This is a genomic window from Limnohabitans sp. DM1 (assembly GCF_001269385.1).
Classification (GTDB): Bacteria; Pseudomonadota; Gammaproteobacteria; order Burkholderiales; family Burkholderiaceae_C; genus Limnohabitans_A.
The window spans coordinates 31182-53531 of sequence record NZ_CXOO01000060.1 but is presented as its reverse complement, the minus strand read 5'-3'; the positions used below and the strand labels follow the sequence as shown (position 1 = coordinate 53531).

Genomic DNA, 22350 nt, shown 5'->3' with positions numbered 1-22350 from the left:
CTACACGACGCTCTTCCGATCTCGCCTGAAAATCGAAAGCGTCAGCGGCCTGAGCCAGCAAGCCTGTGTCATTGATAGCGCCGCCAAAGTGTTGGCCGACAACCTGGGCGCTTTGCTCAGTTACTGTGCCCGTGGCATGCAAGAGCGCACTGATCGAATCTGCAACCGCAGCTACGCGGCCAGCCTGATGCAACGCATGCTGCCCCGTTTGCTGTTGCTGCCTAGCGCCCTTGCGACGTGCATCGCCCAGAGCATCGAACTGCTCAAGGGCAATCTGGTGCGAAGGGTTGAAGGCCGATCTCGGCCACGACCTGCGAGCAAAACAAAGCCGCATCCGCATTTGGCTTACAAGGCGTAGAGGCTTATGTTCGGTGGATTGGGTCTGGCGGCTGCTCTTTAACAAGCTAGCCGCATCGGGGTAAATTTGTCTCACCAGTGGTGAGAGTTTTGGCAATTGTGTCAGAAGTGGTGACACTAATTGCGGGGCAGGATAGGCCAAACCACTCATGAATGCACCTCACGCAGCAGCGCCATGATCTCTGCGCTCACGGCATCCAGATCGGCGTCAATTTCTTCCAGCGGCCGAGGCGGCTGGTACTGGTAAAAGTGGCGGTTGAACGGAATCTCATAACCGACGATGCCGATCTCGGCATCTTTGGCATCGCGCTTGCTGGCGTCTATCCACGCATCGGGCACATGCGGCTGCACTTCGGCGATGAAGTAGGCCTCCACGCTCTCGCTCACAGGGCGGCTGGGGTCTAGCGCCACGTTCTCAAAATCGCGCAGCTCGCCATCGGCTTGGTATTCGATGGCTTCTTTGTGCACGTCGAACAGGCCGTACAGGGGGTTCGCTTTGCCTTTGTGCGTTTTCTTGACCACCTTTTCGGCGGCGGGGTTCTTCCAGCTCACGGCATCGGCGATCTGCTTTTTCTCTTTGGCGTCCAGCGAAATTCCTGCCTTTTTGCTGGCGACTTTGATGGCTTCGTCATAGCCATTGAAGTCGTCGTGCTGCACTGTGTCGATCTCGCTTTGCAGGGCGCGGGCCTTGAGCAGCACGGCCTTTTGCGCCAGCCAGGTGCTGGCGTCGAGCAGGTCTTTGATCTGCTTTTCCTTGAGGTCGGCAAACTGGCTTTTGAGATAGGCGCGGATTTCGACGGCGTAGTCGTCAAGCTGGCCGTAGAGCTCGCAATCAGCCGCGTCTTGCCAGTGGTCCTGACCATACTCGGTGTAGATCCACTGCATGGCGCTGCCGAGCGCGCCGGACTCAAAGCGCAGGCTGGCGATGCGCTCATCGCTGAACTGCCACGACAAACGCAGTGGCCGCTCGATGGTGATGCGGCGGTAGCCAAACTCGTGCGAGGCAAAAATTTTGCTGGCGAAAGTTTTGACGGCTTCGGGCTTTGGGTTAGCGGCTTGGCGGCCACGGTTGCTTTTGACTTCAGCCGGTTTATCGAGCGCCTGCGCTTCGACCACCTCAAAGTTGCCGAAGCAGCGGGTGATGGTGGCGATATCGGCCTCGTCCATCACATGGCGCTTGCTGCCCAGCGATTTGCGCATCTTGCCGCAGAGATTGACCCCGTTGATGAGCTGCACCTTGCCTTTGCGCTCGGCGGGCTTTTTGTTCGAAAGCACCCACACATAGGTGGCAATGCCCGTGTTGTAGAACATGTCGGTGGGCAATGCGACGATGGCTTCGAGCAGATCACTCTCAAGAATATGGCGACGAATTTCGGATTCGCCCGAGCCTGCGCCGCCAGTGAACAGCGGCGAGCCATTGAGGATGATGCCGATGCGTGAGCCGCCGTTTGAGCCGCCGTCCGTGACATCGCGCAACTTGCTGATGAGGTGCAGCAGAAACAGCAGCGAGCCGTCGGACACACGCGGCAGGCCGGGGCCAAAGCGGCCATCAAAGCCTTTGAGGGTGTGTTCGTCGGCAATGTCGCCTTCGATCTTTTTCCAGTCCACGCCAAAGGGTGGGTTGGAGAGCATGTAGTCGAACTTGCTGGCGTAGAGGTGGTCGTTGGAGAGTGTGTTGCCAAGCTTGATGTTGCTGACATCCTGCCCTTTGATGAGCATGTCTGCCTTGCAGATGGCGTAACTTTCGGGGTTCAGCTCCTGACCAAAGGCGCGCATGACGGCTTGGGGGTTCAGCTCGTGCACATATTCCATGCCCGCCGACAGAAAGCCACCGGTGCCTGCCGTGGGGTCATAAATGGTGCGGATGATGCCGGGCTTGGTCAGGGCTTCGTCGTCTTCCATGAACACCAGCGAGGTGGTGAGACGCACGATGTCGCGCGGGGTGAAGTGTTCGCCCGCAGTGTCGTTCGAGCTTTCGGCAAACTTGCGGATCAGCTCTTCAAACACGAGGCCCATCTCGTAGTTGGACACGGCCTTGGGGTGCAAGTTCATGGTGCGGACTTTTTGCACCACCTTGTAGAGCAGGTTGGCGTCATTCAGCAGGCCAATGAATTCGGCGAACTTGAAATGGTCAAAAATCTCGCGGGCGTCTTTGGAAAAGCACTGGATGTAGCGCTCCAGATTGGCCTTGATGCCCGACTCGCCCAAGGTACTCAGGTCCATGGGCGAGGTGTTGAAAAAGCTCAGCCCTCCGGTAGCGCGCAGGAGCAGCTTTTCCTTGGCCTCTTCGGCAATGGCCATCTTCTCCACCTTGGCGGCTTCGACGAGCACAGCAGACTTGCTGCTTTCCAACACACATTACAGACGGCGCAGCAGGGCAAAAGGCAGGATGACGCGGCCATATTGGCTCTGACGGAAATCGCCGCGCAGCAAGTCGGCCAGCGCCCACAGGTCGGCGGCAAGGTTGTTGGTTTCTTGGGTCATTTTTTTTACTAACGTGGGGCTGGGGTTTCAACCTGATAGCCCACAAGTATTACACGGGGTAGAGGGGGCATTGAGCGTCCAAGCGCTCCATTCCTCAGATGCCCGACAGCACCGCATCCATCGCCGCCACCAGTGCGCTGGCATGCGCGGCCACGTTGTCCACCGGGTTCCGAAGCAGTTTGGCGGGCAGTGGCGCGGTGTAGTGCGCCAGCGCGTTGAGGCGCTGCCCGTTCACATGGATGGTTGGGCACAGCACAGTGGGCACTTTACCCATGGTGTCGGGCTGAGCGAGGGGCATCGTCAAGCGAGTGGCCAAGCCATCGAGCAAGTCGCTCTGGATCACCACCACATACGGAATACCCTCCGCCCCGCTGCGGCTTGGGTTGGGAAACACGTCGTACTGCGCCATGGGCCGCTCACCAGGGGCGAAGGTCAGCGCCCGGAATGCCGTGGGCTTCGACCCGGGCGTTCTGCGCAGCGATCCAGTCGCCAAATTCGGCTTCAAACGCCTGTTTGCGCGAAGCCCGGCTGGCCTTGTCGTGCCCTGCCTGCAGCGCCTGGTACTGCTCGGCGGACAGAATGACCGAGTCGAGCTGACCGGCTTTCTCCACAAACACGGGCTCGCGCTTGGCCTGAGCGCAGAGGCTTCCAAAACGGTTCTTGGCTTCGGTGGCGGTGACACGCATGAAAGACTCCTGATTCGATTGGCCATTTTAGCCATTCGTCAGCATGCCAGTCACAAAAAACCCCGGACAGTTACCCGTCCGGGGCTTTTGCTTCGTGCAGCGCTGAAGCCGATTATTTCTTGCTCGGCGGCAAATCCGTGCAGCTGCCGTGCGCCACCTCCGCCGCCATGCCGATGCTCTCGCCCAGCGTGGGGTGGGGGTGGATGGTTTTGCCGATGTCCACAGCGTCTGCGCCCATCTCAATCGCCAACGCGATCTCGCCAATCATGTCGCCAGCATGCGTGCCCACCATGCCGCCGCCCAAGATCTTGCCGTGGCCGTGGGCCTCGGGTGAATCGTCAAACAGCAGTTTGGTCACGCCCTCGTCACGGCCGTTGGCAATGGCGCGGCCCGAAGCGGTCCAAGGGAACAAGCCCTTTTTCACCTTGATGCCTTGGGCTTTGGCTTGGTCTTCGGTCAAGCCCACCCAGGCCACTTCGGGGTCGGTGTAGGCCACGCTTGGGATGACGCGTGCGTTAAACGCAGCGGCTGCCAGCTCTTTGTTGCCTTGCAGTTCGCCCGCAATCACTTCGGCCGCCACGTGTGCTTCGTGCACCGCTTTGTGCGCCAACATGGGCTGGCCCACGATGTCGCCAATGGCGAAGATGTGCGGCACGTTGGTGCGCATCTGGATGTCGACGTTGATGAAGCCGCGGTCGGACACCGACACGCCTGCTTTTTCAGCGGCGAGTTTTTTGCCGTTGGGCGTGCGGCCCACGGCTTGCAGCACCAGGTCGTACACCTGCGGCGCGGGGGCGGTGCCGCCCTCTTCTGCCGGTGCAAACGTGACTTCAATGCCTTCGGGCAAGGCGCGTGCGGACACGGTCTTGGTCTTGAGCATGATGTTGTCAAAGCGCTTGGCGTTCATCTTTTGCCAGACCTTGACCAAGTCTCGGTCAGCGCCTTGCATGAGGCCGTCCATCATTTCCACCACATCGAGGCGTGCGCCCAGCGTGCTGTAAACCGTGCCCATCTCCAGGCCGATGATGCCGCCGCCCAAGATGAGCATGCGCTTGGGGACTTCTTTGAGTTCCAAAGCACCTGTGCTGTCGACCACGCGTGGGTCGTTGGGCATAAAAGGCAAACGCACGGCTTGCGAGCCTGCAGCGATACCTATAATTTGGGCTGGTGACTAGTTGAGTCAAGCTGTCTAAATTTATCAAATGGAACTAAAAATGAAATTTAAATTTTGGTTGATGAGCATTTTGCTTTTGCTGCTGACTGGCTGCGCGGGCATGAATGAGCACATTGCTGAGGGTAAAAAGCTGCATCAGGAATATTTGATGAAGTTGCATGGTGAGTACCAAGCGCAACTGTTAACCGCTGATAAGCCTCATGCAACTTTGATAGGTTTTCCTTATCAAGGCTTCAACAATCTAAAGACGAGTGGCTTTATCCCTTCAAAAGTGGATGAGGCGAATGTTAAGAGTCTTTGGAAACTTACAGACGAATTCCCACATCCAGTAAATTGGGCTAATCGTCCGCAATACGGCTGGCATACACCTGACCAATCTCTGCTGCCACTTCGCATAAAACCTGGAATTTATGACTTAGAAGTTTGGGGTGGCGCGTATTCTCCAGTACCCACATTTATTCCGAGTGTTAAGATTGAAGTAGGCAAGACGTATGTTATTTACCCTCAAAGATATGAGAAATTTTGGAAAATATCAATTCGCGAATATAAAGTTGATGCAAAATTCAAATTGAATGAAAGTGAATATTACTTAGTTGGCAAGCCTGTTTCTGAAGAGGTTGTGTATGGCAATCGCAAATAAGAGACTCGTTGTTTGGACTCTCGCCTTAGGTGGTTTATTTGGACTTTCTGGTTGTATTAGACTGTTGTTGCCAACAAACGTTGAGGAGCTTCGCATTAAAGCCAAAACCAATGTTGAGTTCGTTATTGAGCGTGAATACTTGGATGTTTATAGAGACATCATGCGTGCTAGCAAATGCATTGATTATTTCGCTCAAAATACCCAGCGATCAACTAAAAATGAATTGAATCGTGAGCTGCGTGTCGGGGTTGTTTATGTTCAAAGAGAATTCGACACTTACATTCTAGAAGTGGAAATTCGAGAAAAAAGTCCTACGCAAGCATCTGTGCACGTTTGGTCGCATTACGCAGGTGATGGAGATCCTGTAAAAAAATGGGCATTAGGCGAATCGGCTTGTTCAAGATGATGCGTGTTTAATTTAATAAAACTCGTACAGACTGGAGCCGAAGCGGTGGATGAAGGCGACTGCGCCGATGTGCAGTGCTGTCTTGTCCACATTGGTCGCGCCGGGGCTGTTGGCTTGCAGCGTTTGCGCGATGACCCGCAAGAAAATACGCAGCACCATGCCCAGCACCGCGCCATCGCGTTGCATGAAGTAGCGCAGCCGCTTTGGCACCGACAGCACCCACTGGCGCACCGGCAGGCGGGGGAAGACGCGGTCGGTGAGGTGTGCCGCCATTTCTGCCATGCGCCCCGTGTTGCATGAAGGACATACGCCGCAGCCTTTGCAGGAGAAGGCCAACAGAAAGTCGTGTCCGCAATCGTCGCACCTTGCATGGGTAAAACCGCGCGCAAAGATGCCGCACTCCAGATATTTCTCGAAGGCTTTGCGCACACATGTCTTAGGGCTGTGGTGGTCTCCCTGGCCGCCCGACTGGCCCGCGCTGGCCAGGTCAAGCCAAGTCTCGTAGTGCTCGGCCACCATTTGGTAGAGCAGCGTGCGTTCGGGGTGGCGCGGGTTGAAGCACTTGGGTTGGCTCGGAGTGGGTATGAATACTGTGCAAATACACAGCATTCTGCGGCGCTTGTTTGAGCGCGCAAAGCACAAAGCCCAATCCGTTACAGGATCGGGCTTTGTGAGATTGGCCTGAAGACAGGTTTACTTCTTCGTCGGCGGCAAGTCCGTGCAGCTACCGTGCGCCACTTCTGCCGCCATGCCGATGCTTTCGCCCAGCGTGGGGTGGGGGTGGATGGTTTTGCCGATGTCCACTGCGTCTGCGCCCATCTCGATGGCCAAGGCAATCTCGCCAATCATGTCGCCCGCGTGCGTGCCCACCATGCCGCCGCCCAAGATCTTGCCGTGGCCGTGGGCCTCGGGTGAATCGTCAAACAGCAGTTTGGTCACGCCTTCGTCGCGGCCGTTGGCAATGGCGCGGCCCGATGCGGTCCAGGGGAACAAGCCCTTTTTCACCTTGATGCCTTGTGCTTTGGCTTGGTCTTCGGTCAAGCCCACCCATGCCACTTCGGGGTCGGTGTAGGCCACGCTGGGGATGACGCGTGCGTTGAACGCCGCCGCTGCCAGCTCTTTGTTGCCTTGCAGTTCGCCCGCAATCACTTCGGCCGCCACGTGTGCTTCGTGCACCGCTTTGTGCGCCAACATGGGCTGGCCCACGATGTCGCCAATGGCGAAGATGTGCGGCACGTTGGTGCGCATCTGGATGTCGACGTTGATGAAGCCACGGTCTGTTACGGCGACGCCGGCTTTTTCAGCGGCGAGTTTTTTGCCGTTGGGCGTGCGGCCCACGGCTTGCAACACGAGGTCGTACACCTGCGGTGCGGGGGCTGTGCCGCCCTCTTCTGCGGGTGCAAACGTGACTTCGATGCCTTCGGGCAAGGCGCGTGCGGACACGGTCTTGGTCTTGAGCATGATGTTGTCAAAGCGCTTGGCGTTCATCTTTTGCCAGATCTTGACCAAGTCGCGGTCCGCGCCTTGCATGAGGCCATCCATCATTTCCACCACATCGAGGCGTGCGCCCAGCGTGCTGTAAACGGTGCCCATTTCCAGGCCGATGATGCCGCCGCCCAAGATGAGCATGCGCTTGGGGACTTCTTTGAGTTCCAAAGCGCCTGTGCTGTCGACCACGCGTGGGTCGTTGGGCATAAAAGGCAAACGCACGGCTTGCGAGCCGGCCGCGATGATGGCGCGTTTGAACGCGATCACTTTTTTGCTGCCGTTTTGTTCTTGTGCGGTGCCGGTGGTCTCAGACACTTCGAGGTGGTTGGCACCCACGAACTGGCCCAAGCCGCGCACGGTGGTGACCTTGCGCATCTTGGCCATGGCAGCCAAGCCGCCTGTGAGTTTGCCAATGACTTTTTCTTTGTGGCCGCGCAGCTTGTCGATGTTGACCACCGGCTTGCCGAAGTCCACGCCGAGGTCGGCCATGTGGCTGACTTCGTCCATGACGGCTGCGACGTGCAGCAGCGCTTTAGAGGGGATGCAACCCACGTTCAAACACACGCCACCCAAGGTGGCGTAGCGCTCAACGATGACCACATTCAAGCCGAGGTCCGCCGCGCGGAATGCCGCCGAGTAACCGCCGGGGCCACCGCCCAACACGAGCACATCGCACTCGATGTCGACAGGCCCGTTGTGCGTTGAGGGTTGAGGGTTGGGCGTGGAAGACACGCTTGCAACAACCGGTGCAGACGATGTGGCGGCAGGCTGTTCACGCTCAACGCTCACCGCTGAACGCTCAACGGCCTGCCCTTCCAGTACCAACACCACCGAGCCTTGCTTGACCTTGTCACCGAGCTTGACCTTGAGTTCTTTGACCACGCCGCCGTGGCTGCAAGGAATTTCCATGGAGGCTTTGTCGCTCTCCACGGTGATCAGGCTTTGGTCAGATTTGACGGTGTCGCCCACCTTGACCATCAGCTCGATCACGGTGACTTCGTCGAAGTCACCAATGTCAGGGACTTGAATATCTATCAGTGCCATGGTCGGTCCTTAGAGCAACACGCGACGGAAGTCGCTGAGGATTTGACCCAGGAACGCGTTGAAGCGTGCCGCTGCGGCGCCGTCGATGACGCGGTGATCCCAAGTCAAAGACAGGGGCAGCATCAGGCGGGGCACAAACTGCTTGCCGTCCCACACGGGTTCCATGGTGCTCTTGCACACACCCAAGATGGCCACTTCGGGCGCGTTGATGATGGGCGTGAAGTACTTGCCACCAATGCCGCCGAGGCTGGAGATGGTGAAGGTGGCACCCGTCATTTCTGCGGGGCTGAGTTTGCCTTCTCGCGCCTTCTTGGCCAGCTCGCCCATTTCCTGGCTGATTTGCAACACGCCTTTTTTGTCGCAATCGCGGATGACCGGCACCATCAAACCGTTGGGCGTGTCAGCCGCAAAGCCGATGTGCCAGTAGTTTTTGTAGACCAGTGCATCGCCGTCGAGTGAGCTGTTGAACTCGGGGTATTTCTTGAGCGCGGCCACGCAAGCCTTGATCAAGAACGCCAGCATCGTGACTTTGACGCCGCTCTTCTCGTTCTCTTTGTTGGTGGAGACGCGGAAGGCTTCGAGGTCGGTGATGTCGGCGTCGTCATGGTTGGTGACGGCCGGAATCATGATGGCGTTGCGCAGCAGGTTGGCACCGCTGATCTTCTTGATGCGGCCCATCTCTTTGCGCTCGATGGGGCCGAACTTGGCGAAGTCCACCTTGGGCCAGGGGATCAGGCCCAAAGCTGCGCCGTCACCACCCGAAGCTGCAGGGGCTTTGGCCGCTTGCGCCTTGGTTTGGGCAGCGCCCGACATGACGGCCTGGGTGAAGGCTTGCACATCGGCCTCGGTGATCCGGCCTTTGAGGCCCGAGCCTTTGACTTCTGCGAGCGGCACACCCAGTTCGCGGGCGAATTTGCGCACCGAGGGCGATGCGTGAGGCAAGCCCTGCGGGGCGTTCAGCGTTGGGCGTTCAGTGTTCAGCGTGGCCACCGCAGCTGCGGCGACTGGCGAAGCAGCAACCAGGGCCACTGCTGCAGGTGCAGCGGGTGCAGCAGGTGAAGCGGGTAAAGAGGGCGCAGCCGTGCGCTCAACGCTCAACGCCGAACCCTGAACCGTCAACACAGCCAGCAGGTCGCCAATGTTGACCTTGTCGCCCACTTTGACTTTGAGCTCTTGAAGCACGCCAGCGTGCGAAGACGGGATTTCCATCGAGGCTTTGTCAGACTCGACCGTGATGAGCGATTGCTCCACCTTGATGGCTTCGCCGGGCTTGACCATGACTTCGATGACGACCACGTCTTTGAAGTCGCCGATGTCAGGCACATGCACTTCAATCGTTGAGGAAGCAGGGTTGGGCGTTGAGAGTTGAGCGTTGGGCGTGGGCGCTGCTGTGGGGGCTGCTGCGGGCGCTTGAGGCATTGCCGCAGGCGGCACGCGCTCAACGCTGGACGCCGAACCCTCAACGGACTGGGCTTCGACCACCAGCACGATGGAGCCTTGCTTGACCTTGTCGCCTAGCGCCACGCGCATTTCCTTGACCACGCCCGCTGTGCTCGACGGGATTTCCATCGAGGCTTTGTCGGACTCCACGGTGATCAGGGACTGTTCGGCTTTCACCGTGTCGCCCACTTTGACCATCAACTCAATGACGGTCACTTCGTCGAAATCCCCGATGTCCGGGACTTGTACTTCTACCAATGCCATGTGTGTCTCCCGAATTTACGCGTACAGCGGGTTGATCTTGTCGGTTTTGATGCCGTACTTTTGGATGGCTTGCGCCACCTGAGCGACCGGCACTTTGCCTTCTTCACTCAGCGCCTTCAAGGCCGCGACCACGATGTAATGGCGGTTGACCTCGAAGTGCTCGCGCAGCTTGCTGCGGAAGTCGGAGCGGCCAAAACCGTCGGTGCCCAGTACTTTGTAGGTGCGGTCTTTCGGGATGAAAGGACGGATCTGCTCGGCATAGGCCTTCATGTAGTCGGTGGATGCCACCACGGGGCCGCTGTGCTTGGCCAGTTGTTGGCCCACAAACGACACACGCGGTGTTTCCATCGGGTGCAGCATGTTGTGGCGCTCGGCGTCTTGGCCGTCGCGGGTCAGTTCGTTGAAGCTTGGGCAGCTCCACACATCGGCCTGGATGCCCCAGTCGGTGGCCAGCAGGGTTTGGGCGGCAATCGATTCGCGCAGGATGGTGCCCGAGCCCAGCAATTGCACGCGCTTTTCTCCAGCCGCTCCGGGCTTGCACAAATACATGCCCTTGATGATCTGCTCTTCGGTGCCGGGTGTGAGGCCAGGCATCGCGTAGTTTTCGTTGAGCAAGGTGATGTAATAAAACACGTTGTCTTGCTTCTCGACCATGCGCTTCAAGCCGTGGTGCAGGATGACACCGACTTCGTGGGCGAAGGTCGGGTCATACGACACGCAGTTGGGGATGGTGTTGGCCATGATGTGGCTGTGACCGTCTTCGTGCTGCAAGCCTTCGCCGTTGAGCGTGGTGCGGCCCGATGTGCCACCCAGCAAGAATCCGCGCGCCTGCATGTCGCCAGCAGCCCATGCCAAGTCGCCAATGCGCTGGAAGCCGAACATCGAGTAGTACACGTAGAAAGGCACCATGATGCGGTTGGACGTGCTGTAGCTGGTCGCAGCAGCGATCCAGCTGGACATGCCGCCCGCTTCGTTGATGCCTTCTTGCAGGATCTGGCCAGCCTTGTCTTCCTTGTAGTACATGACCTGGTCTTTGTCGACCGGCGTGTACTGCTGGCCTGCAGGGTTGTAAATACCGATTTGGCGGAACAGGCCTTCCATGCCAAAGGTGCGTGCTTCGTCCACCAGAATGGGTACGACTCGGGGCCCCAGGGCCTGGTCGCGCAGCAGCTGCGTCAAAAAGCGCACATAGGCCTGGGTGGTGGAGATTTCACGGCCTTCGGCGGTGGGCTCCATCACAGCTTTGAAGGTGTCGAGCGAAGGCACGGTGAAGCTCTCGTCGGCCTTGGCGCGGCGCTTGGGCAGGTAGCCGCCCAGGGCCTGGCGGCGCTCGTGCAGGTAACGCATTTCCGGCGTGTCGTCGGCGGGCTTGTAAAACGGAATCTGAGCCAACTCGCTGTCCGGGATCGGGATATTGAAGCGGTCGCGCATGTACTTGATGTCTTCGTCCGTCAGCTTTTTGGTCTGGTGAACGGTGTTCTTGCCCTCGCCCGCTTTGCCCATACCAAAACCTTTGACAGTCTTGATGAGCAGCACCGTAGGCTGCCCCTTGGTGTTGACAGCCTTGTGGTAAGCCGCATACACCTTTTGCGGGTCGTGACCACCGCGCTTGAGGTTCCAGATGTCGTTGTCCGACAAGTGGGCGACCATCTCCAGCGTGCGCGGGTCACGGCCAAAGAAATGCTTGCGCACATAAGCGCCATCGTTGGCTTTGAAGGCCTGGTAGTCGCCGTCCAGCGTGTCCATCATCAGTTTGCGCAGGGCACCGTCCTTGTCGCGGGCCAGCAGACTGTCCCACTCGCTGCCCCACAGCAGCTTGATGACGTTCCAACCCGAGCCGCGGAACTCGCCTTCGAGCTCTTGCACGATCTTGCCGTTGCCACGCACCGGGCCATCGAGACGCTGCAGGTTGCAGTTCACGACAAAAATCAGGTTGTCCAGGTTCTCGCGGGCAGCCAGGCCAATAGCTCCCAGCGATTCAACTTCGTCCATTTCGCCGTCGCCGCAGAACACCCAGACCTTGCGGTTTTCGGTGTTGGCGATGCCACGGGCGTGCAGGTATTTCAAAAAGCGCGCTTGGTAAATGGCCATCAAGGGGCCGAGACCCATGGACACCGTGGGGAACTGCCAGAACTCGGGCATGAGTTTGGGGTGCGGGTAGCTGGACAGACCTTTGCCGTCCACCTCCTGGCGGAAGTTGAGCAACTGCTCTTCGGTCAGGCGGCCTTCCAGGTAGGCGCGGGCATAGACGCCGGGCGACACGTGGCCCTGGATGTAGAGGCAGTCGCCGCCGTGGTTTTCGTTCTCGGCATGCCAGAAATGGTTGAAACCGGCACCAAACATGTGGGCGAGCGAGGCGAAGGAGCCGATGTGACCGCCCAAATCGCCGCCGTCAGCGGGGTTGTGGCGGTTGGCTTTGACCACCATGGCCATCGCGTTCCAGCGCATGTAGGCGCGCAGGCGCTCCTCGATCTCGATGTTGCCGGGGCAGCGGGCCTCTTCGTTGGGCTCGATGCTGTTCACATAACCTGTGGTGGCCGAAAACGGCAAATCGATGCTGTGCTGGCGGGCTTCTTCGAGCAACTCTTCCAGCAAAAAGTGCGCACGCTCAGGGCCTGCTTTTTCGATCACGGCGGACAGGGCGTCCATCCATTCACGGGTTTCCTGACTGTCCAGGTCACGGCCCGGTTGTTGTGGTGTTGCCGCTGTCATGCGTGTCTCCTGTTGAATGTTGGGATCAGTGGATGGCGTAAGTTTCGCATATTTTTTCTCATATTTCAAATAGTGCACGGTCGTTCCGCATAATGAAATTATTTGTATTTTTCAAGCTGGAACATTCAAGACAACTGAGTCCCTGCGCCAAGCTTGTCCTCTAAACTCAAGTGATGGAATTAAACAAAGCTGCTTCCGTTGTCAAAAAAGTGGGCCCCTGGGCATGGTGGCGCACCTGGTGGCAACGCCAAACCCCCAACCATCAAGACCGTTTTGCCAATTTGGCACCGGTTGCCGCTGTTTTACTTTTTTTAGCGGCCATTGCCAGTGCGTTTTGGTACCTTCGCGTAGAAGAAGTCGAACGCGAACAAGAAGCCATCAAACGTGATGTGGAATACGCCCAGCAGCGCTTGCGCTTGCGACTGATCGAGCGTCAGGAACAGGTCATGCGCCTGGCGCGGGATGTGTCCAACCGGGAAATTCGCGTGGACCAGTTCATGTCACGGGCAGAGGCCTTGGTGCAGCAATACCCGGAATACCAGTCGCTGACCTGGATTGATGACCGTCGGCGCATCATCGCCAATCAAAGCGTTTCCAGCCTCCTGACCGGCCAGCATTTGCGGGCAGGCACCGTACTCAAGGTGGGCGATACCGAAAGTAACTACAGCCTGGCGCGTGATTTGATGCAACCCATCTACGGCCAAATTGAAGCCGAGGATGAACGCGATGCCGGCAATGCCGTGCTGCAACTGCATTCACCCCTGAGTAACGACCAAGGCCGCTTCAGTGGCGTGATCCTGGCGCAGTACTCCATGGAAGGCTTGCTGCGCTACGGCATTCCCACCGAAGTTCTGGCCAAGTATGCGGTGGCCTTGCAGGACAGCAAAGGCAAGCTGCAAGCTGGCCAAACCATTCCCAATCGTGTGCACCTGTGGAATCTGCTGCCCGGCAGTGAGCGCATCAACAACGATTACGAGGTGCCTGTGGCCCCGGTGGGCAACGGCCTTATTTTGCGGGCGCAAGCATGGCGCACCTCACAAGGCCTGGTGGGCAGCGGCTTGTTTTGGCTGGTCAGTGTGCTCAGTGTCATGACCGCCTGGATGCTGATTGGTAACTGGCGGCACACGCGCCGGCGCCTGCAGGCACAAAAAGCCCTGGTCGCCGAAACCAACTTCCGCCGCGCCATGGAAAACTCTATGCTCACGGGTATGCGGGCCTTGGATTTGTATGGACGCATCACTTATGTGAACCCCGCTTTTTGTCAGATGACCGGATGGAACGAGACTGAGCTGGTCGGTGGTACGGCCCCCTTCCCTTATTGGCCTGACGAAGACCGTGAAATGCTGACCAAACGTCTGGAAGAAGAGATCAGCGGTCAGCACTCTGCAGGCGGGTTTCAGGTGCGGGTCAAGCGCAAAAACGGCAGCTTGTTTGACGCCCGCATGTATGTGTCTCCATTGATTGATGCGCGAGGTCAGCACACAGGCTGGATGACGTCGATGACCGACATCACCGAGCCCAATCGGATTCGCGAACAACTGGCCAGTTCATACGAACGTTTCACCATCGTGCTGGAAGCCCTGGACGCATCCGTGTCGGTGGCCCCTCTGGGCAGCCAGGAATTGCTGTTTGCCAACAAACTCTACCGCCTGTGGTTTGGTCAAGACACACAAGGCCATCTGCGTCTGGTGGCCCAGGCTGGAGCCAACACCAATGAGCACAAGAACGATGATGTGGATGACTTGGCGGGGCTGCCCACTGAAAGCCTGACCGTGGCCCGCTCTGAAAACGCCGAAATCTTTGTCCCCGAGCTGGGCAAATGGCTGGAAGTGCGCTCTCGCTACATCAACTGGGCCGATGGCCGTCTGGCGCAGATGGTGATTGCCAGCGACATCACGCCGCGCCGCCAGGCAGAAGAGCTGGCCGCACAGCAAGCCGAACGCGCCCAGACCGCCAGCCGCCTGATCACCATGGGCGAGATGGCCTCCAGCGTGGCCCACGAGCTGAACCAGCCCCTGACAGCCATCAGCAACTATTGCAGCGGCATGATCTCGCGCATCAAAAACAAGCAAGTCAAGGAAGATGATCTGGTCTGGGCGTTGGAGAAAACCGCCCATCAGGCGCAGCGTGCGGGGCAGATCATTTTGCGCATCCGCAGCTTCGTCAAACGCAGCGAGCCCAATCGCATGCTCTCGGACGTCTCGGCCATGGTGAACGAATCACTGGAATTGGCTGAAATCGAATTGCGCAGACGCCATGTCCGGCTGTCGCACTATGTGGCGGCTCGCTTGCCCCAACTCTTGGTGGACCCCATCCTGATCGAACAAGTGCTGATCAATCTGATGAAAAACGCTGCCGAATCCATTGACAACGCCAACCGGCCAATCGGTCAGCGGCATGTGGAGCTGCGCGTATTGCCCACGACCAGGGATGAGCAATCCGTGGTGGAGTTCTCGGTCAGTGACACGGGCCAGGGCTTGCCACCGGCTGTGATTGACCGTGTGTACGAAGCGTTCTTTTCGACGAAGGTCGAAGGCATGGGCATTGGCCTGAATTTGTGCCGCAGCATCATCGAGTCCCACCAGGGCAGGATCTCAGCCCAGAACATCTACAATGCCGATGAGGTGGTCGGATGCCGTTTTTGCTTCTGGATTCCCGTGCACACCACATTGACCGAAGAACAACCCACTGGGGTAAATGAATGAGTTTGATACCAAAAAAAGGCACCGTTTATGTCGTCGATGACGACGAAGCGGTGCGCGATTCCTTGCAGTGGTTGCTCGAAGGCAAGGACTATCGGGTGCGCTGTTTTGACAGTGCTGAATCTTTCATCAGCCGCTACGACCCCCGCGAGGTGGCCTGCCTCATTGCCGACATCCGCATGGGCGGCATGACCGGTCTGGAGTTGCAAGACCGCCTGATCGAGCGCAAATCCCCCCTGCCCATTGTGTTCATCACGGGTCACGGTGACGTGCCCATGGCCGTGAACACCATGAAAAAAGGCGCGATGGACTTCATCCAGAAGCCTTTCAAGGAAGAAGAACTGCTCGGACTGGTCGAGCGCATGCTCGACGAAGCCCGCGACTCGTTTTCCGATTACCAGCAGGCCGCCAGCCGCGACGCCCTGCTGTCCAAGCTCACGGGCCGCGAAGCCCAGGTGCTCGAACGCATCGTCGCCGGACGGCTCAATAAGCAGATTGCCGACGATCTGGGCATTAGCATCAAGACGGTGGAGGCGCACCGCGCCAACATCATGGAAAAGCTCAACGCCAACACCGTGGCCGATCTGCTCAAGATCGCGCTCGGGCAAAACGCACCCAAGGCCTGATCGCCCGGCCTCCCACCAAACGCCCGCACCTGCCGGGCGTTTTGCATTTTCTTTCTGACTTTTTGGGTTCTCTCATATGACCGCACAAATCATCGACGGCAATGCCCTCTCCAAACAACTGCGCACCGAAGTCGCCACCCGTGCCCAAGCCCTCAAAGCCCAAGGCGTGACGCCAGGCCTGGCCGTGGTTCTGGTGGGCGACAACCCGGCCAGCCAGGTTTATGTGCGCAACAAGGTCAAGGCCTGCGAAGACAGCGGCTTGCACTCGGTGCTCGAAAAATATGAGGCTACGATGACCGAAGCCGACTTGCTGGCCCGCGTGGAAGCACTCAACAACGACCCCAGCATCCACGGCATCCTGGTGCAGCTGCCACTGCCCGCGCACATCGACGCACAAAAGGTGATCGAGGCCATCAGCCCCGCCAAAGATGTGGACGGCTTTCACATCGCCAGCGCAGGGGCCTTGATGACCGGGATGCCCGGCTTTTGGCCCTGCACGCCGTATGGCTGCATGAAGATGCTCGAGAGCATCGGCTACGACCTGCGCGGCAAACACGCTGTGGTCATTGGCCGCAGCAATATCGTGGGCAAGCCCATGGCGCTGATGCTGCTGCAAAAAGACGCCACCGTGACGGTGGCGCACTCGCGCACCCAAAACCTCAAGGCCCTGACCTTGCAAGCCGACGTGATCGTGGCCGCTGTGGGCAAGCGCAATGTGCTGACGGCCGACATGGTCAAACCCGGCGCGGTGGTGCTGGACGTGGGCATGAACCGCAACGACGAAGGCAAGCTCTGCGGTGACGTGGATTTTGACGGAGTCAAAGAAGTCGCAGGCTACATCACCCCCGTGCCCGGCGGCGTCGGCCCCATGACCATCACCATGCTGCTGGTCAATACCCTTGAAGCGGCCGAACGCGCCTCCAAGTGATACAAAGTACCCACTGAACTGCTATTTGGAAGCCCCATGACCAACCCCTTGCTCGACACCTCTGGCCTGCCCTTGTTTGACCGCATTGCCCCCGAGCATGTGGCCCCGGCGCTAGACGAACTGCTGGCCGCTGCCGAAAAAGCCCTCGATACCGTCACCGCCGACGACTTTCCGTCTGACTGGAAAGCCATTGCCCAGACCCTGGACGTGAGCACCGAGCGGCTGGGCATGGCCTGGGGCGCGGTCAGTCACCTCAACAGCGTGGCCGACACCCCCGAATTGCGCGCTGCCTACAACGCCGCCCTGCCCCGTGTGACCGAGTTCTGGACGCGCCTGGGCAGCGACGAGCGCCTGTACGCAAAATACAAAGCCATTGACGCGGCCGACCTCAACACCGAGCAAAAGCAGGCCCTGAAAAACGCGCTGCGTGCCTTTGTCTTGGGCGGTGCCGAACTGCAAGGCCGGGCCAAAGAACGCTACGCCGCCATCCAGGAACGGCTGGCCGAAATCACGCAAAAGTTCAGCGAAAACACCTTGGACGCGACCGACAAATTTGCGCTGTACGTGAGCGAAGACCAGCTCCAAGGGGTGCCCGCCGATGTGATTCAAGCCACCCGCGATGCGGCCCAAAAGGAAGGCAAAGAGGGCCACCGCTTGTCGCTCAAGATGCCCGTGTACCTGCCGGTGATGCAATTTGCCGACAGCGGCGCTTTGCGCGAGCAACTCTACAAAGCCTATGTGACCCGCGCTTCGGACCAAGCCCCCGATGACGCCAAGCACTTCGACAACACCCCTTTGATGCAGGAAATCCTGGCGCTGCGCCAAGAAGAGGCGCGCCTCTTGGGTTTTGACAACTACGCCCAGGTCTCGGTCGTGCCGAAAATGGCCGAGTCGCCTGAGAAAGTCACCGCCTTCTTGCGCGACCTGGCGGCCAAGGCCCGGCCCTTTGCCGAAAAAGACCTGGCCGACCTGCGCGAATTCGCCGCCAACGCGCTGGGCATCACCGGCCCGCTCAACGCCTGGGACGTGCCCTACCTGAGCGAAAAGCTCAAAGAAGCCCGCTACAGCTTCAGCGAACAAGAGGTCAAGCAGTACTTCACCGCGCCCAAGGTGCTGGCAGGGCTGTTCAAGATCATCGAAACCCTGTTCGAAGTCAGCATCCGCGCCGACCAAGCGCCCGTCTGGCACCCGGCCGTGGGCTTTTACCGCATCGAGCGCGAAGGCCAATTGGTGGGTCAGTTCTACCTGGACCCCCCTGCCCGCGCCGGCAAGCGCGGCGGTGCCTGGATGGACGACGTGCGCGGTCGCTGGCAGCGCCCCGACACGGGCGTGCTGCAAACGCCTGTGGCACACCTCGTGTGCAACTTCGCCGAAGGCGTGAACGGCCAGCCCGCGTTACTCACACACGACGACGTGATCACCCTCTTCCACGAGTTTGGCCACGGTCTGCACCACATGCTCACCCAAGTGAACGAGCGCGATGTCTCGGGCATCAGCGGTGTCGAGTGGGACGCGGTCGAGCTGCCCAGCCAGTTCATGGAAAACTTCTGCTGGGAATGGTCGGTGCTGCGCCACATGACCGCCCATGTGGAAACCGGCGAGCCCCTGCCGCGTGCCCTGTTCGACAAGATGCTGGCCGCCAAAAACTTCCAAAGCGGCCTGCAAACCCTGCGCCAGATCGAGTTTTCTCTGTTTGACATGCTGGTGCATGCCGAACACGACCCGGCACAAGACTTCATGCCGCTGCTCGCACAAGTGCGCGACGAAGTGGCCGTGATGCGCCCGCCCGCCTTCAACCGCATGGCCCACACCTTCAGCCACATCTTTGCAGGCGGTTACGCCGCCGGGTATTACAGCTACAAATGGGCCGAGGTGCTGAGCGCAGACGCTTATGCGGCGTTTGAAGAAACCGCCGCAGACGACGGCACGCCCAGCGTGGAAACCGGTCGCTTGTACCGCCAAGCCATCTTGGAAGCGGGCGGCAGTCGCCCGGCGCTGGAATCGTTCAAAGCCTTCCGGGGCCGCGAGCCGAACCTGGATGCGCTGCTCAGGCACCAAGGCATGGTGTGACGGTTCGAGGCTCCACTCACCTGTGATTCAAAAAATCAAAAAATGGATTTAAAAGTGTTAATCTTTTGATTTTCAACAGGGAGCCCCCAATGACCAACCGTTCATTTCCACTTTTGTATAAAAACCCCCAACCGCTCAACCCTGAGCAGCATGGTCAGCTGTCACTCAATCCTCAAGCAGGTTATGGTTTTGCGCATGAGACCAACTCCCTGCCTTTGGTGATTGAGGAGTTCCCGGCCGCCTGCAGGGACTACGTGATTGTGTTCACTGCAGGCGAATCGGCCATGCCATTGGTCATGTTGGGCATGAACCCTGACCACAACGCCTACGTACAAACCAATGGTCAGTGGACCGAAGGCACTTACGTCCCTGCTTATGTGCGCCGCTATCCATTTATCCTGGCTGAAAACGAGGGTTCCGACGCGCTGACTTTGTGCATCGACTTCGATTCAACATGGGTCGCGCCAGGTCATGAAATGGCCTTTTTCGACGACAAAGGCGTCAAGACCGCTGTCACCGACCGGGCGCTGGCTTTTTGCCAGAGCTTCCACCAACAGATGCAACAAACCATTGAATTCAGCAAGGCTTTGCAAGCCGCTCAAATTCTGGTGGACCAGCATGCCAAAGTCACGCTACCCAACGGCGAATCCTTGAGTCTTTCTGGTTTTCGGGTGGTCGATGAGCAAAAGTTGCGTCAACTGTCCGCAAAAACCATGCAAAAGTTTGTCGAACGCGGCTGGATGGGCCTGATCTACGCGCACCTGATTTCGATGGGCAGCATGAACAAGCTGGGGAGTTTGCTGCAGGCCAAGGGCCAAGGGGCCTGAACAATCGAAAGAATGGGACAAGCGATGTGGGCGAAGGCCTTACACAGGCCATGAACCGAGGGATAAAAACCCCATAAAAAAAGCACTTAGCGTTTCCGCGAAGTGCTTTTTTCCTACCAAATTTGGTAGGCGCGACTAGATTCGAACTAGCGACCCCCACCATGTCAAGGTGGTGCTCTAACCAACTGAGCTACGCGCCTAAGAGACAGCAATTGTAGCAGTGAAAAAGCGCATTTCAGAGGCAGGCTTTGAAAGAATGAAGGAATTTTGATCAACGTCTTCGGGCGTGGCGCACGCCCTTGACGGCGCGCACGGTGCCCAGCACTTTGTTCAGCAAGGCAGAGTCGGAAATTTCTACCGTGAACGTCATCCAGGCCATGCCTTTGACGGACTGGGTTTGCACACCAATGACGTTCATCTTCTCTTTGGAAAAAACCTCTGAAATGTCCCTGAGCAAACCCTGTCGATCGTTTGCCTCCACGGCGACATCCACGGGGTACACCGAAGCTTCTGGCCCGGATTTGCGCTCGCCCCATCGCACTTCGATCACTCGCTCAGGGTTGCGGTGGTTCAATTCCCGGAAATTGCTGCAATCTTGTCGGTGGATGCTGACGCCCTTGCCTCGCGTTATAAAGCCTTGAATCGCATCTGGCGGTGCAGGCTTGCAGCAGCGGGACAGCTGTGTGAGCAAGGACCCCACCCCCACCACCAACACCCCGGAAGGAGATTTGTGACGACTGCCCCGTGTTTTGCGCTGCAACACGATTTCATCGGGCGTGAGTGCGGGCTCCGGCGGCTTGAGCAAGACCTCGATGTTGCGCAGCGAATATTCGTCTTTGCCCACCACTTCGAACAGGCCATCCGCCGACTTGAACCCCAGTTGACTGGCCAGATCATCCAGCCGCATGGCAGTGCGGCCTTCGCGCTGCAGGAGCTTTTCCACCGCCTCGCGCCCACGAGCGATGTTTTCGCTGCTGATCTGCGCATTGAACCAGGCCCGCACCTTGGCACGCGCCCGGTGGCTGGCCAGGTAGCCCAACTCCGGATTGAGCCAATCCCGTGAAGGGCCACCTTCTTTGATGGCGGTGACCTCCACCGTTTGACCATTGGCCAATGGGGTATGCAGCGGGACCATGGCACCGTCGACCTTGGCACCACGGCAGCGGTGCCCCAAATTGGTGTGCACGGTGTAGGCAAAATCAATCGGCGTGGCGCCTTGAGGCAGCTCCACCACTGCCGCATCAGGGGTCAGCACATAAATGCGGTCATCAAACAGGCCCTGGGCATCAGTAGCGCCTGACAGGTCTCGCTCCCAGGCCAGAAGCTGCCGCAGAACGGCAATCTTGGCGTCGTAATCACTGCTGGCAGACACCCCTGCGTAGCCCTTGGCCCCCGCTTCTTTGTAGGCCCAGTGTGCAGCCACGCCATGCTCGGCATGGTCGTGCATGGCCTGCGTGCGAATCTGGATCTCGATGGGGCGACCATCCACGTCGCGCACCACGGTGTGCAGTGACTGGTAGCCATTGGGTTTGGGCTTGGCGATGTAGTCGTCAAACTCTTGTGCAATGGGTGAAAAGTGCTCATGCACCCAGCTGAGCACCTGATAACAATCAGACACATCGGGCACCACCACACGCAGAGCCCGAATGTCGAACACCTTATCAAACGACAGCGACTTGCCGCGCATCTTGCGCACGATGCTGTAGATGTGTTTGGGTCGCCCTTCGACCGTGGCATTGACGCCTTGCTCGGCCAGCGCCAGCTGCATGCGCTGACGCAAATCGACCATGAACTGTTCGCGCTCGACCCGCTTTTCGTCCAGGAGCTTGGCAATCTCCTTGTAGGTCACTGGCTCCAGAAAGCGAAAAGACAAGTCCTCCAGCTCCCATTTGATTTGCCAGATTCCCAGGCGGTTGGCCAAGGGGGCAAACACCTGCAGGGACTCTTTGGCCAAGGCCGCAGGCACTGGCAGTTTGGTGGCTGCGAAGTGTCGCAAAGTCTGCATGCGCGACGCCAGGCGCAACATGACCACACGCAAATCACGGCTGAAAGCCAGCAGCATCTTGCGCACGTTTTCGGTCTGCAACTTGGGGTCATCGAGCAACTGGGCGCTGCTTTGTGATGCACGAGACAAACGCTGCACATGCACCAACTGATTGGTGTGCATGGCCAGTTGAGCCAAGCCGGGATCAAAGGCTTTGGCAATGACCTCTTCGGGCTTATTCAAATGCGGGCAGGCATAGACCAGGTAAATGGCGGCCTGCATGAACGCGGAGCCGCCAATGTCGGCCAAGATGCTCGCCACGGCATCGGCATGCGACAAGATGTTTTCACCCGTGTCCAGCGTTTCACCGGCAATCAATGGCTCGGCAAAAGCCCGCGCACGGGCCAAGGTATCGGCCTGAGCGGCCCCCTCTGCGGCCGCGGCCAACAAAACGGGAGGCACAGCCGATGCGTGCATTTTTCCGGCAATGACGACCCGGCTGGCGGAATGACTGGAGG

Annotated in this window: 14 protein-coding genes, 1 tRNA gene and 3 pseudogenes; 7 read left to right on the top strand and 11 right to left on the bottom strand. The window is 58.6% G+C overall.

Features of this window, described 5'->3' with window-relative positions:
• Positions 1-504 precede the first annotated feature (504 nt).
• The 5 genes and pseudogenes from AMM33_RS19815 to AMM33_RS19800 form a co-directional block, all read right to left on the bottom strand.
• Positions 505-2373, bottom strand: coding sequence for an HsdM family class I SAM-dependent methyltransferase (locus AMM33_RS19815; RefSeq protein WP_369802479.1), 1869 nt, complete (start codon positions 2371-2373; stop codon positions 505-507).
• A gap of 54 nt (positions 2374-2427) precedes the next feature.
• Positions 2428-2841 (bottom strand): annotated as a pseudogene (locus AMM33_RS22785) (type I restriction-modification system subunit M N-terminal domain-containing protein); the annotation flags it as partial.
• A 94-nt stretch (positions 2842-2935) separates the two neighbouring features.
• The gene (locus AMM33_RS19810; protein ID WP_090142970.1) at positions 2936-3250 is read right to left on the bottom strand and encodes a CcdB family protein; all 315 of its coding nucleotides are present in this window, start codon (positions 3248-3250) and stop codon (positions 2936-2938) included.
• A 7-nt stretch (positions 3251-3257) separates the two neighbouring features.
• The gene (locus tag AMM33_RS19805) at positions 3258-3527 is read right to left on the bottom strand and encodes a type II toxin-antitoxin system Phd/YefM family antitoxin (protein WP_090142969.1); all 270 of its coding nucleotides are present in this window, start codon (positions 3525-3527) and stop codon (positions 3258-3260) included.
• Positions 3528-3639: 112 nt separating this feature from the next.
• Positions 3640-4677 (bottom strand): annotated as a pseudogene (locus AMM33_RS19800) (NAD(P)/FAD-dependent oxidoreductase); the annotation flags it as partial.
• Between the two features lie 64 nt (positions 4678-4741).
• Between AMM33_RS19800 and AMM33_RS19795 the strand changes: the two are divergent.
• Both AMM33_RS19795 and AMM33_RS22190 read left to right on the top strand, forming a co-directional pair.
• The gene (locus AMM33_RS19795; protein ID WP_194945600.1) at positions 4742-5341 is read left to right on the top strand and encodes a hypothetical protein; all 600 of its coding nucleotides are present in this window, start codon (positions 4742-4744) and stop codon (positions 5339-5341) included.
• Positions 5325-5747 (top strand): hypothetical protein, encoded by a 423-nt coding sequence (locus AMM33_RS22190; protein WP_194945599.1) that lies wholly within the window; start codon positions 5325-5327, stop codon positions 5745-5747. Before AMM33_RS19795 ends, AMM33_RS22190 begins: the two co-directional genes overlap by 17 nt.
• A gap of 21 nt (positions 5748-5768) precedes the next feature.
• Here the strand turns inward: AMM33_RS22190 and AMM33_RS19790 are convergent.
• From AMM33_RS19790 to aceE, 4 genes and pseudogenes are all read right to left on the bottom strand, one after another.
• Positions 5769-6356: pseudogene (locus AMM33_RS19790) on the bottom strand (transposase zinc-binding domain-containing protein); the annotation flags it as partial.
• An 84-nt stretch (positions 6357-6440) separates the two neighbouring features.
• Positions 6441-8279 (bottom strand): dihydrolipoyl dehydrogenase, encoded by a 1839-nt coding sequence (gene lpdA / locus AMM33_RS19785; protein WP_090142967.1) that lies wholly within the window; start codon positions 8277-8279, stop codon positions 6441-6443.
• 9 nt (positions 8280-8288) lie between these two features.
• Positions 8289-9983 (bottom strand): dihydrolipoyllysine-residue acetyltransferase, encoded by a 1695-nt coding sequence (gene aceF / locus AMM33_RS19780; RefSeq protein ID WP_090142966.1) that lies wholly within the window; start codon positions 9981-9983, stop codon positions 8289-8291.
• A gap of 15 nt (positions 9984-9998) precedes the next feature.
• Positions 9999-12695, bottom strand: coding sequence for a pyruvate dehydrogenase (acetyl-transferring), homodimeric type (gene aceE / locus AMM33_RS19775; RefSeq protein WP_090142965.1), 2697 nt, complete (start codon positions 12693-12695; stop codon positions 9999-10001).
• A 173-nt stretch (positions 12696-12868) separates the two neighbouring features.
• Here aceE and AMM33_RS19770 point away from each other — a divergent pair, with 173 nt between their 5' ends.
• From AMM33_RS19770 to AMM33_RS19750, 5 genes are all read left to right on the top strand, one after another.
• Positions 12869-15400 carry a PAS domain-containing sensor histidine kinase gene (locus tag AMM33_RS19770; RefSeq protein WP_090142964.1) on the top strand — a complete coding sequence of 844 codons (2532 nt, stop codon included), beginning with the start codon at positions 12869-12871 and terminating at the stop codon, positions 15398-15400.
• Complete coding sequence (locus AMM33_RS19765) at positions 15397-16023, top strand: response regulator transcription factor (RefSeq protein WP_090142963.1); 627 nt, start codon at positions 15397-15399, stop codon at positions 16021-16023. Before AMM33_RS19770 ends, AMM33_RS19765 begins: the two co-directional genes overlap by 4 nt.
• A 76-nt stretch (positions 16024-16099) precedes the next feature.
• A complete protein-coding gene (gene folD, locus AMM33_RS19760; protein ID WP_090142962.1) occupies positions 16100-16951 on the top strand; it encodes a bifunctional methylenetetrahydrofolate dehydrogenase/methenyltetrahydrofolate cyclohydrolase FolD in 852 nt (283 codons plus the stop codon).
• 36 nt (positions 16952-16987) lie between these two features.
• On the top strand, positions 16988-19021 hold the full coding sequence (locus AMM33_RS19755; protein ID WP_090142961.1) for a M3 family metallopeptidase: 2034 nt from the start codon (positions 16988-16990) through the stop codon (positions 19019-19021).
• Between the two features lie 89 nt (positions 19022-19110).
• Positions 19111-19848 (top strand): SapC family protein, encoded by a 738-nt coding sequence (locus tag AMM33_RS19750; RefSeq protein ID WP_090142960.1) that lies wholly within the window; start codon positions 19111-19113, stop codon positions 19846-19848.
• Positions 19849-19971: 123 nt separating this feature from the next.
• Here AMM33_RS19750 and AMM33_RS19745 read toward each other — a convergent pair.
• Positions 19972-20048 (bottom strand) — tRNA-Val (locus tag AMM33_RS19745).
• Between the two features lie 71 nt (positions 20049-20119).
• Complete coding sequence (locus AMM33_RS19740) at positions 20120-22309, bottom strand: RelA/SpoT family protein (protein ID WP_090142959.1); 2190 nt, start codon at positions 22307-22309, stop codon at positions 20120-20122.
• Positions 22310-22350: the final 41 nt, after the last annotated feature.